Source organism: Chryseobacterium sp. Bi04, from assembly GCF_918698085.1.
GTDB lineage: Bacteria > Bacteroidota > Bacteroidia > Flavobacteriales > Weeksellaceae > Chryseobacterium.
Genome location: NZ_CAKKLP010000014.1, coordinates 28,281 through 40,962 on the forward strand (window position 1 = coordinate 28,281; position 12,682 = coordinate 40,962).

Genomic DNA, 12,682 nt, shown 5'->3' on the forward strand with positions numbered 1-12,682 from the left:
ACATTTCACATAAATATTCCAACACACTTACCACACATAAAATAGAGCCGTATATTAATAGAAATTGATCATTTTTTAACACAATTAAAAAACACTCAGATGAAATATTACCGTTTCATAAAGAAGTTAATACTACCATTAATTACTTTATGGGCCTTAGATGTCCATGCACAGAAAGCAAAAGAATTTTATGTCACAGCCGGATGGATGTATCTTGCTCCACAATCTAAAAGTTCAACATTACGTATTATAGAAGTGGGATCTGCTCCCACCGATGTTGAATTACCCCATACAGCTGTTAGACTTGGTAAATCCAATACAGTAGGATTTTCGGGGGGTTATTTTTTCACAGACCATTGGGGAGTGGAACTTACCGCAGGAATTCCTCCAAAATTTGACATTAAAGGATGGGATGCACTGGAACCTCTTGGAAAAATTGCTGAAACCACTGCATGGACCCCCATATTACAGGTAAAATACCGCCAACCCATTACGCCTAAATTAAGCGCCTCGCTATCAGCAGGCTTTACCTACTGTTGGTTTACAGGCAGTGAAATAACAAATGATCAGCTGGGTGAATTACTAGGCGGTCCTACAGATCTAAAGATAAATGGAGCTTTCAGACCAGCATTTTCTGGTGGTTTGACGTATGCTATAACAGATCAGTGGTTTGTAGGTGGTAATTTTTCTGTAATTCCATTAAGTGTTGATGCAGTTCTTACCACCCGACACCAGGAGACAAACCAGATCATTAAATCCAAGATAGATGTGGATCTAAACCCAATAATGACCTATGCAACAATAGGATACGTCTTTAAAAAGCGTAAAAAGAATTAGGTTCTATTAATAACTCAATAAAATTATTTCTTATGGATGATCTAATGGCCGCTCGTTCCCAGATGGCATTTACACTGGGATTTCATATAATTTTTTCCTGCATAGCAATGGTAATGCCCTTTTTTATGGCTATTGCCCACTTCAGATACTTAAAAACCGGAAATGTAATTTATAAAAATATTACCCGTGCATGGGCAAGAGGCGTTGCCATTCTGTTCATTACGGGAGCTGTATCCGGAACTGTATTATCTTTTGAGCTAGGATTGCTGTGGCCAAAGTTTATGAAACATGCCGGTCCTATTTTTGGGATGCCTTTTTCAATGGAAGGTACCTTTTTCTTCATAGAAGCAATTGCTTTAGGTTTTTATCTCTATGGAGCAAAGGTTTTTAACAAATGGTTCCATTGGTTTACAGGTGTCGTTGTTGGAATAAGCGGGATGGCTTCAGGAATTTTGGTAGTAGCTGCCAATGCCTGGATGAACAGCCCTGCAGGATTCGACTATATAAACGGACAATATCTAAATATTGATCCTGTGGCTGCCATGTTTAATAAAGCATGGCCATTGCAGGCTCTGCATATGGTACTTGCTGCTATTTGTTCTACAGGTTTTGCCGTAGCAGGAGTACATGCTCTCATGGTTTTAAAAAGAAAAAATGTGGAGTTCCATACAAAAGCATTCCGCATTGCAGCCATATTTGCCTCTATTGCAGCATTACTCCAGCCTTTAAGTGGTGATATGTCTGCAAAAGATGTAGCTAAACGCCAGCCTGCAAAGCTTGCAGCAATGGAAGCTCATTTTAAAACAGAGAAAAATGTTCCGCTAATTGTTGGAGGAATTCCTGATGAGAAAACGGAAACTGTAAATTATGCAATAAAAATCCCAGGTGGGCTCAGCTTTCTTGCTTTTTCAGATTTTAATGCTGAAGTAACCGGCTTGGATGCTTTTCCAAAAGACGAACGCCCTCCCGTTGTAGTCACCCATTTTGCCTTTCAGATCATGGTGGGTATGGGAACATTTATGATGCTTATTGGAGCTCTCTATCTCTTTGCCTATTGGCGAAAAGAAGAATGGATGACAAAAAGCTGGCTCCTGAAACTTTTTGTTGCTGCAATTCCTGCAGGCTTTATAGCTCTTGAAGCAGGATGGACAGTTACGGAAGTAGGCAGACAACCATGGATAATATATGGGATTATGAAAACAAAAGATGCAGTAAATCCTATACCGGGATTAGCGTATTCTTTTTATCTATTTTCAGGTATCTATGTACTTTTAGGCATTACGGTGGCTTATTTACTTTACCGTCAGGTAAAAATGGTAGACAAGCTGTATGATGTGGGCAATGCAGAAATAGATGCACATTAAAGTTTATTTATTAATCTTTTAAATTAAAAAACACATGTTTTATATAGTATTAGCATTCCTGTGGATAAGCACCCTTTTATATGTTATTATGGGAGGTGCAGATTTTGGTGCCGGAATTGTAGAGTTTTTCTCCAGAAAGAGGGCTAAAGGCCGGGTAGGTAAAATAATGTATCAGGCAATGGGCCCCATCTGGGAAGCCAATCATATGTGGCTTATTCTGGTCATCGTAATTTTATTTGTGGGATTTCCGGACATATATACTACAGCTGCCACTTATCTTTATATTCCGTTAATTGCTCTCCTATTTGGTATTATAGCCAGAGGTACGGCATTTGGTTTCAGACATTATGATGCCATACAGGATAATATGCAGACCTTATACACGAAGATATATGTATATTCCTGCCTTGTTACTCCTTTATTTCTTGGAATTATTGCAGGGAGTATAGTCTCCGGAAAAATAGATCCTCAAGCCAATAATTTTATGGATGCATTTATACATCCCTGGCTGGATCTCTTTCCTATTCTGGTAGGTTTTTACACGATTGCAGTTTTTGGGTTTATCGCTTCCATTTTTATCATTAAAGAAACAGGTGAGAATATAGAAGAAAAAAATTACGCTATTTATAAAGCCAAACAAATGAATATCATGTGTATTCTATTGGCAGGTATACTGTTCATCGTAGCACGTCAGAATCAGATTCCTCTTACAGAATGGCTTATCGGCAATCCTGTAAGCTTAACATGTGTTATACTTTGTACATTATCCCTTATCTGGTTGTGGTACCTGTTAATAAAAAAGCAAACTTATCTTCTGAGGATTATTGCAGGCAGCCAGGTTACCTTATTATTTATAGCCATAACGTACAGTCTTTATCCGGTAATTGTCAGAATTAAGAATAGTGATGGATTATCTTTAGTAGCAAGTGGCAATGAAAAATCTATAAGCTACCTGGGAACAGCTCTTCTTTTGGGTAGTATTTTCATAATGCCTTCTTTTGTTTATTTGGTATACGGATTCAGCAAAAAGAAATTCTGGTAGCAAAATTTTCTATTATTAAACATCTAACTAAAACAAAATACTAAAGAATTAATCTTTATTGTAATTTCATCCGTGAGACCAGTGAGAAATACAACCTACTACACATGTACTACACACCTTTAATCAGTGGTTTTTTATTCTCCAGATTATAGAATAGTCTTTACTTTTACAACATCAAAATAAAATTGGTAGAACCTCTACTCACTTACAGACGGAGATAAATCAGTCTCTTTCACGGTTCTACTTTACTATTTTGATGATCATAATCACATCATTATTTAAAATTTGATTTTTTAATAGGTAAAACAAATGTCATACTGTATTTGTATGGCATTGTACAAATCCCTACCTGAATAAATTATAGATTATAAAGTAAAGAAGAATATATAAACAACGAGAACAAAACGGGAAAACACAATAACGAAAAAAAAAATTTAACGACATCCTTCTCTAACTTTTCCAAGGGTAGACTAAATAAATAATTTCTGAATGTATCATTTCTAAGATATATTCAAAAAAGATAGTTGTCAGGTTTCCGAAAATATTGTCCTCTTTATACAACACTTATGATTATGCACAATATCAATCCGGTGAAAGCAGACCTCTACATAAGTCCAACAAGTATGATCAATATCTCTGCATACATGGAACAGGATAAACAAATTCCCATACTTACCTTATCTGAAATGATAAAAGATATTGAGGACCATGATTGGAATTTTGAAGATTACTATATTTCTTCAGACAGTGTAGCTTTTGAACTTAAAAATAAAAACATGTTCAAGCCTGATTTTTATGCATTGATTTTAGGGATAAGCGGATGGATGGAAATTAAATTAAATGATGAAATCATCAGAATTGATAAAAAAACTTTTCTGGCTATAGGGCCCAACCATACATTCCAGAAAATGTCACAAAGCAAAGATTTCAAAACGAGGACCATTTTATTTACCAAAGACTTTCTGGTTAACAGCTCAAATAATTATTTCTTTTTAGAATCTTTTAATCATTTTTCGGTTCATTTTCAGAATGACATTAAACTGAATGATGAAGATATGGATAAAGTTATCGACTTATATACTTCACTGCTTTCCAGACGGGACAAAGTAAATTCCAATCTACATATTGAGGTTATCAGGAATTTGATTATTTCATATGTTTTCGAATCAGCTATTATTTTCTATAAAGAATTAAAAATAACGGCATTACAGGCTCACACCCGAAGTCTTGTCTTTACTGAAAATTTTAAGAAAATGGTTTTTGAAAATTGCCTTAAAGAGAGAAGCCTTCAGTTTTATGCGGACTCTCTTTTTGTATCTCCTAAGCATTTAATTAAAATTATCAAAACAACAACAGGCAAAGCTCCAGGCTATTTCATTAATGATGCTATTGCTTCAATTGCCAAAATACAATTGAAAAAGAATAAACTCTCTATCAGTGAGATTGCAAACTCTTTCCCTTTTGCGGATCTGCAGTCTTTCAGTAAATTTTTTAAAAGACAGGTAGGGATTTCCCCTATGCAATACCGATACAAATTAGGTCTCAAAAATAACTTAGACTAAGCAATATGAAAAGCTGCTTTTTAAGTCACTAAAAAGAGAATATGGAACAATAAAAAGTGACATTGAGATAATAAAAAGCTTTATGAACCATCATAAATTTGTTTAAAACACGGATGAAAAAGGCTTTAGAAAGTTTCTAACACCCTATCTCCTATTTAACGGGGCTACTTAGCCAATAACACTTAGAAAATATCAATTAAATATTTATAAATAATTCAAATACAAAAAAAATGAAAAAACAACCTCAAAAATTAAATTTAAAAGGTAAGACAATTACTGTAATCGGAGGTGGCCTGATTGGCGCTTCATGGGCTTCATTATTTCTTGCAGCAGGTATGAAAGTCGTTATAAGTGATCCTAAACCGGATATCCAGGATTACTTTAATGGTAAATTAGATGGGAATATTGCTGATTTAAAAAAATTGGGTTATACAATTGATTCAGATTATAAAAGTCATTTGAGCTATGTAGCTGATACTGCTACTGCAGTTAAAAATGCTGATTATGTTCAGGAAAACGGACCGGAAAACCCTGCTTTCAAACAGGATTTATGGCAACTTATTGAGGCTAATGCACCAGAGCACTCTTTATTTCTTTCTTCAAGCTCAGGGATCACGATTTCACAGCAGGGTACAAAAATGAAAAATTCATCCCGCCTGTTAATTGGTCACCCGTTTAATCCACCACATTTGATTCCTTTAGTTGAGATTTTAGCAAAAGACAATGATGCCGGAGTAGAAGCAGCCATGGACTTTTATCATTCATTAGGAAAAGTTCCTGTATTACTTCATAAGGAAACTCCAGGATTTGTTGCCAACAGATTACAGGCTGCCATTTTCAGAGAATGTGTATCCCTGGTTGCAGATGGAGTCGTAAATGTAAAAGAATTGGATGATATTATGACCGCTTCACTAGGAATCCGCTGGGCAGTGGGAGGACCATTCGTTTCATTCCACCTGGGTGGTGGAGATGGTGGTTTCCCATTCTTCCTGCATCACCTTGGACCTGGTATGGAGCTTATTTGGAAAGATGAAATGTCTAAGCCTGTATCCTATGATGAAAAAACAACTCAACTTTTGGATGAGCAAGTGAAAGAACATTATGGAAATAAAAGCCTTGTACAGCTGGCAGAAGAGCGTGATGTGAAGCAGATTGAATTAATGAATGCTTTCTCTAAACTAGGTTAAAACATTGTTTACACAGCATAAAAAAAAACAAAAATGGATCAAAATAGCATAAAAGTAGATTTAGAAAAAATAATTCAGGACAATCTCAACAACAGACTGACCACTGATGAATTTGATCTGCATGCGGAGACTGAGTATATTTTAAATACTGTAGGAGCTTCATTAAATGATTTTGGAGGGAAGCTTACTTTTTACGGTAAAGACCCAATAATTCCTAGTGTACTTCGCTATGGTGCACAGTCTGCCGTTACACTTGCCGCAAAAGCAGCTCAAATTGCAGATATATGGAGGCTTAAAACTGGGGAAACACAGGATATTCATGTGGACCTTAGAAAAGCATTAAGAAGATTTGCAAGCTTCTTTGAAGGAACTTTAGAACAGGTAAACGGAAAACCCGGTAATACCAATTCCGAATTAGGGACTGGCCTTGCTCCCAATATGTTTTATAAAACAAAGGACGATAAGTGGATTCAGTTTACTTGTCTTTATCCAACGTTAAGACATGCCGCAGGAAAACTCTTGGGTTGCGCACCAACCCCGGAAAAAATTACAGAAGCGGTGAAGCAATGGAATGCAGCAGATCTTGAAGAAGCAGGAGGTAAAGCGGGAATTCCATTATATATTTTAAGATCTCCTGAAGAATTTATGAAGCTCGACATGTTTCAGCAGGTTGCTAAACATCTTCCGGTTATCAAAATTGAGAAAGTGGCTGATTCAGACCCTATTCCTTTACCTAAGGGGGGAGAGGATGCGTTGAGTGGTATTAAAGCATTGGGATTAGGGCATGTCATTGCAGGATGTGGAATAGGAAGAGCTTTGGCTCTTCATGGGGCAGATGTCCTTAATGTTTGGCGTTCTGGTGATTATGAACATGAACTATTCCATTTTACATCCAATGTGGGAATGCGTTCCACTTGTCTGGATTTTGATAAAAATGAAGAAGATGATAAGGCTTTTCAGGAACTTTTATCTACAGCAGATATTTTCTTCTCCAATAGAAGAAGTGGGTTCTTGAACAAAAAAGGATTAAACCTTAGAGAATTAGGTAAGAAGCATCCGGGATTAATTACTGCTACCGTCTATTTCAATAGTGAAGAAGGACCGGGAAGTGACCGGGTGGGCTTCGATGTTTCTGCAGGAGCTCTTGTAGGCCCGTATTGGCTGGAAAGCTTGGGCGGTACATACAAAAAAACAGATGTTCCGGGAGTAACACCACAAATTGCTGTTATTAATGACTATATGGCTGCATGGCTTGCCGTAGTAGGAATTTTACAGGCTTTGAAACTTCGTGCTACAGTAGGCGGATCTTATAAAGTAAGTGTTTCTTTAAGCAGAACCGTTGCGTGGCAACTGGGAATGGGAGTTTTCGACCAAAAATATGCTTATGAAAAAGCCAATTCAGATGACGAGCATGCTTATATTCTGCCAGACTTTATAAAAGAACAGACTCCAATGGGATTCTATCAGGGAGTTGCAGAACAGGTTGAAATGACAAAGACCCCAGGAAAATACAAACATTTGCTGGAACCGTTAAAGTCTTCACAGCCAAAATGGGAGTAACCACAAATTATTTTAACCCATATTTTTGAAGAAGCCCTGATAAGGCTGATCTCAAAAACATTACAGAGGCAAGTATATTGACAGATTTGGTCTGTATATAATCTGCTGTACATCTTTTTTATAGCGTAGTAATAGATATAAACCCCTAACATTTTTATCTATATGAAGCCAGCAGCAAAAATCCTTTTTTTCAAAATTTATAAAAAAGATGTGCAGCCAACTCTGTGGTATTAAATCAAGAAAATATGTAAAAAACTCTACCTCTTATCCTCTGACATCAGATTAGATAGTAAAAAATTACAGAACCTATATACTGGCAAATGGTTTTGGTAAAATGCCGGTTTTATATTCGTTGTACATCTTCTCTTTTTAAATTTAGTAAAAGATTAGTTTAATTCTATTCATCTCAATATATCAACAGGAATTTATATTTATAGACATCATTTTAAATGCCTTTTTCCATACTTTATTGAAAGATGTACAACAGGTTCTGTATAAATCCTAAAAAACAACAATGTGAAATTTATAAAAATTAATGTATGCCTCCCAATCACAGCACTATTAATACTTTTAACACCAATAACAGGATTAAAATTATTAAACAATTTATATTCCTTACGGCCATCATTGTAACAAAATACCTGAGGGTATCTATCTTACGGTAACCGTTCTGTATTATTCTAAAATAAATATCTGATTAAATAACGGATAAATGAAAACTATTGCGCCTTTATTTACAGATAGAGACTTAAGTTGGCTATCTTTCAATGCCAGAGTTCTATCTGAAGCAGAAAATGATACTGTGCCTTTAATGGAACGGCTTAATTTTCTTTCTATTTTTTCTTCCAATTTAGATGAATTTTACAAAGTCAGAATACCCAAATTATTGGTAGGAAAGAAAAAACCATTATTAAAAACCATCCATAAAGAAATTGTAAATCAGCAGGAATTTTTTGGAAGAATATTACACAATAAAATATTTCCTCAGCTGCAAAAGGACAATATTGAGCTTATTTATAATAAGCCTATTCCTGTATTTATGGAAGGCAGGCTTATACAATATTTCACCCATTCTGTAGCTCCTGCCATAGAATTATATCCGCTTCCCCTTAAGGATAAGTTTCTTATAAAAAGTAATTCTTTATACCAGGCTATTTTTACTACTTCCGCAGAGGGTAAAGAAAATATGTATATCCTTAAAATTCCGACTCATAAACTCTCAAGGTTTTATAAAACGGATAGCAACAATCGCAGGCATATTGTTTTTATTGATGATATTTTAAAGAAATTTTTACCGGAAATGTATTTTCCAAATATGGTAGTAAGCATATGGAATTTCAAAGTGACCCGTGATGCCAATATCAATTTTGAAAAAGAAGAAGATATTCTGGAAAACCTGGAAATATATCTTGAAAACAGGGAAAAAGGAAAAACAACCAGATTTCTGTATGAGAAAGATATGCCCCTGAAAAAACTTCAAAATCTGCTGCATGTATTAAGCATTCCTTTTAGAGATGCAGTAGCAGGTAGTGCTTATCATCACTTAAAAGATCTGAATTTAATTCCAATTGAAGATAAAGAAGCCTCCTACCCTTCTATGACGGCAATTGAAAGGCATCCGGGTGACATCCCTGTATTTGAACTGATCGATCAACAAGATTTCATGATCCATACCCCTTATGAATCTTATGATAAAGTGATCGACTTTTTTATGGAAGCAGCAACCGATGAAAAAGTAACCGAGATTTATATTACCATTTACAGGACAGCCATGAACTCCGTTATTATCGAAGCTCTTATGATCGCTGCCAAGCTGGGTAAAAAAGTAACGGTATTCGTAGAGCTTAAAGCAAGATTCGACGAAGAAAACAATCTGAGATGGCTAAGGAAGATGAAAAATGCCGGAGTACATATTATTACCAGTATTCCGAAGCTTAAGGTACATGCAAAAGTGGCTCTGATAAAAAGGGATAAGAAAAAATATGCTCTGATTTCCACAGGAAATTTCAATGAGTCTACAGCGCGTTACTATACAGACCATATTCTATTTACAGCGAATCCTGAAATTTCCGATGAGATTTTTCAATTTTTCAATTTTTTATTAAAGAAAAGAAAACCTTTAAGTTCAGACGAGCTGTCATTTAATCATTTGGCTGTAGGACAGTTTAACCTGATGCCCTTTATCCTGGAAATGATCGAAAAGGAAATCCAGAACCACAAGGAAGGTAAACCTTCAGGAATCATTATAAAAGTGAATAACCTTGAGGAAATCATTATCATAAGCAAACTGTATGAAGCCTCACAGGCTGGAGTTAAAGTAGAGCTCATTGTAAGAAGTATCTGCTGTCTTGTACCGGGAGTACCGGGACAAAGTGAAAATATAAAAGTAACCCGAATAGTGGATCGTTATTTGGAACACGGCAGAATTTTTATTTTCAAAAATGATGGCGAAAACAAAATTCTGATAGGCTCTTCAGATATTATGAACCGCAGCATGTATGATAGAATTGAAGTACTCTGCCCTGTCTATTCACCGCAGTTAAAAAATGAGATTCTGGAATTAATAAACATTCAGATGAATGATAATATCAAAGCAACAGAAATTAATTTAGATCTTGATAATAAACCTATTTCCAATAATGGCATCCCTGTCCGTTCTCAATATGATATTTATGATCATATCCATAAGAAATTTACTGAATAACCACTTATTCAGAGGTTATCCAAAGTAATAGCTTTCACGATAAAACCCTGGAGATAACTGATTATGCTTTTGTTACCAGAAAATAATATTCCAATACCTAAGTTTGAAAATGATTTTGAATAAATCTAAAAATAATGCCCTTCATGAAAATTTAGCTGAATTTTCTTTCAGACCCTTTTTAAATTATTTAAAGGGCTCTGTCAGTAAGGAGACTGTACTCAAAAAAGTAATAAAAAGCTCAATAGAAAAGCTTAATAAACATTTCCCGGATTCCAATTGCAGCATTAAGCCCGAAGATACTCCTCAATATGAAGAGCTCTATCTTCTTGTATATCAATTGATGAATTCGGCACTTGTTGATGAGAACACTTTTTCCTGGGGATTATCTTCTCCATTTTCCTATGATCTGATTTTTGGAACGCCGGCAATTTCAGCGCAGCTGGAGTTATTTCAATCTGAAAAAGAGGTAAGTATTATTAATTGGGAAGAGAATAAAACGCTCAATAAAAAAGAGGTCTTTGAATTACTGGCCTATAACTTTATTATAAAACGTATCTACAATATTAACCTTTCTAATGATCTTGGACTGGTTGTCCATATTCATGGTGAAAATGGCTTTGAACACTATTTCCAGGTCGACATTAATGATGATTTTATAGACATTGACTTTAAAGGGGAGTTTCCGGATCTTAGAAATATTACTTCCGAAATCATTTCAAAACATTCTGTTTTAGAGCTTCTGAAGAAACATCTGCCTCTTCAGAAACTTAAGTTTAGAGGTTTCTCCGTACTCCGGGTTGAAGATATTACGTATAAAATAACCAAAGAAAAGCTAAGCAAACTTTTTATTTCCCAGGACATCGAAAATGATTTTCTTCTTCAGGCGACAGAGGCTATGAAAAGGCTGATCGGAACAGGTGATCTGGATATTCTTTTCCTTCCTATTTTAGAAATCGACGGGAAGCTTAATACAGAGATCTGGAAAGATTTTGATATCGTACTCAATGCAATCCTTACAAAATACGGAGCATCATTTTCGGACTTCACGGCATTTATAGCCACTTATATTAAAAATCCCGAAATCAGATATGGAAAAGACGATGAAGAAACCTGGTATTCTTTTGACAATACGTCAATCTCCGGGCTTTTCGTACTTCCAATTTTCCATCAGGAAAAAATTATTGGCGTTTCTATTATCTTATATGAAAATTTAGGATTAGAAACAGACTTCATTATATCCAGTTTTCAGGAATTCACATTTCCTTTACAAAACCTCTTCATTTCTATCATTAACAGATATTTAGGAGAGCTTAACCAAACGATTAAAAATCATTTTACAGCCATTCAGCCAGCTGTAGAATGGAAGTTCAATAATGTAGGAATGTCTTATTTAAAAAATGAAAAAAAGGGCGAAAATTCATCATCTATCGCAATTAACTTTGATAATATACATCCTATTTATGGGGCAATAGATTTCCGGAATTCTACGATTGAAAGAAATAAAGCCCTTACAGAAGATTATACCACCCAGCTGAATGCATTAATCCATACTTTAAATGCGCTTAGGCAAATCAGAAATATAGATCTGTTGGGAGAAATGATTTATCAGGCAGAAGTTTTTATTAAGAGAATAGAAGATAATAATTTAAGTATTAATGATGATGCAGAGATCACCTACTTTTTATCAGTAGAATCCCTGGATTTAATTTTACAGCTAGGTATTCAGGATGTAGAAATACAGAATCTAACGGCTCCTTATCTGAAAGAGCTGGCCGAAGACGGAGCTTTTCACCAACAAAGTATTGCCATTGAAGAAACATTCCTGATATTGAATACCCATATCATTTCAGTACTGGATAAGATGAATGAAGAACTTCAGGATTCCTATCCCTATTATTTTGACCGCTACCGGACAGACGGTGTGGAATTCAATATATATATCGGGCAGTCTATTGCTCCGGACAGACCTTTTAATGATGTTTACCTTAAAAATGTCAGACTTCGTCAGCTTATATCAATGGTAAATATTACCATAATTACAGAGTCGTGTCAAAATCTTCTTCCAAAAAAGATTCAGACGACACAGCTGATTTTTGTGCAGCCCAATACCATTACCATCAGTTTCCGTCATGATGAAAAAAGATTTGATGTGGAAGGAGCTTACAATGTAAGATATGAAATTATCAAAAAAAGAATTGATAAAGCTGTTATCAAAAATTCTGATGAAAGGCTGACACAGCCCCGTAAAATAGCCATAGTGTACTATAACAAAAAGGATATTGAAGATTATCTTAAACATATTGAATACCTCCAGAAGAATAAAATTCTTGAGCCTTTAATAGAAGATTTGGATCTTGAAGATATGCAGGGCGTATCGGGATTAAAAGCAATAAGAGTGACCATTCAGAATACACCTGGAAAATAGC

At 35.3% G+C, this 12,682-nt stretch carries 8 protein-coding genes; all 8 read left to right on the plus strand.

The genetic code is table 11. The annotated features are described in order from the left end of the window. The first annotated feature begins 99 nt into the window (after positions 1-99). The 8 genes from LQV47_RS18365 (at position 100) to LQV47_RS18400 (ending at position 12,681) form a co-directional block, all read left to right on the plus strand. The gene (locus tag LQV47_RS18365) at positions 100-837 is read left to right on the plus strand and encodes an OmpW family outer membrane protein (protein WP_230040100.1); all 738 of its coding nucleotides are present in this window, start codon (positions 100-102) and stop codon (positions 835-837) included. 32 nt (positions 838-869) lie between these two features. Continuing rightward, complete coding sequence (locus LQV47_RS18370) at positions 870-2,201, plus strand: cytochrome ubiquinol oxidase subunit I (protein WP_230040101.1); 1,332 nt, start codon at positions 870-872, stop codon at positions 2,199-2,201. A 34-nt stretch (positions 2,202-2,235) separates the two neighbouring features. Next, a complete protein-coding gene (locus LQV47_RS18375) occupies positions 2,236-3,243 on the plus strand; it encodes a cytochrome d ubiquinol oxidase subunit II (RefSeq protein WP_230040103.1) in 1,008 nt (335 codons plus the stop codon). Between the two features lie 572 nt (positions 3,244-3,815). Beyond that, complete coding sequence (locus LQV47_RS18380) at positions 3,816-4,805, plus strand: helix-turn-helix domain-containing protein (protein ID WP_230040105.1); 990 nt, start codon at positions 3,816-3,818, stop codon at positions 4,803-4,805. A gap of 230 nt (positions 4,806-5,035) precedes the next feature. After that, positions 5,036-5,992, plus strand: coding sequence for a 3-hydroxyacyl-CoA dehydrogenase NAD-binding domain-containing protein (locus LQV47_RS18385; RefSeq protein WP_230040107.1), 957 nt, complete (start codon positions 5,036-5,038; stop codon positions 5,990-5,992). A 33-nt stretch (positions 5,993-6,025) separates the two neighbouring features. Next, entirely contained in the window at positions 6,026-7,552 is a 1,527-nt protein-coding gene (locus LQV47_RS18390) for a CoA transferase (RefSeq protein WP_230040110.1), read from the plus strand. Positions 7,553-8,264: 712 nt separating this feature from the next. Continuing rightward, a complete protein-coding gene (gene ppk1, locus LQV47_RS18395) occupies positions 8,265-10,256 on the plus strand; it encodes a polyphosphate kinase 1 (RefSeq protein ID WP_230040112.1) in 1,992 nt (663 codons plus the stop codon). A 109-nt stretch (positions 10,257-10,365) separates the two neighbouring features. Next, the gene (locus tag LQV47_RS18400; protein ID WP_230040115.1) at positions 10,366-12,681 is read left to right on the plus strand and encodes a hypothetical protein; all 2,316 of its coding nucleotides are present in this window, start codon (positions 10,366-10,368) and stop codon (positions 12,679-12,681) included. Position 12,682: the final 1 nt, after the last annotated feature.

What these genes read in the sequence shown, in the direction of transcription:
- ppk1 (WP_230040112.1), top strand. Translation starts at nt 8,265, where the DNA reads ATGAAAACTATTGCGCCTTTATTTACAGATAGAGACTTAAGTTGGCTA.
- LQV47_RS18380 (WP_230040105.1), top strand. Translation starts at nt 3,816, where the DNA reads ATGCACAATATCAATCCGGTGAAAGCAGACCTCTACATAAGTCCAACA.
- LQV47_RS18385 (WP_230040107.1), top strand. Translation starts at nt 5,036, where the DNA reads ATGAAAAAACAACCTCAAAAATTAAATTTAAAAGGTAAGACAATTACT.
- LQV47_RS18375 (WP_230040103.1), top strand. Translation starts at nt 2,236, where the DNA reads ATGTTTTATATAGTATTAGCATTCCTGTGGATAAGCACCCTTTTATAT.
- LQV47_RS18390 (WP_230040110.1), top strand. Translation starts at nt 6,026, where the DNA reads ATGGATCAAAATAGCATAAAAGTAGATTTAGAAAAAATAATTCAGGAC.
- LQV47_RS18370 (WP_230040101.1), top strand. Translation starts at nt 870, where the DNA reads ATGGATGATCTAATGGCCGCTCGTTCCCAGATGGCATTTACACTGGGA.
- LQV47_RS18365 (WP_230040100.1), top strand. Translation starts at nt 100, where the DNA reads ATGAAATATTACCGTTTCATAAAGAAGTTAATACTACCATTAATTACT.
- LQV47_RS18400 (WP_230040115.1), top strand. Translation starts at nt 10,366, where the DNA reads ATGATTTTGAATAAATCTAAAAATAATGCCCTTCATGAAAATTTAGCT.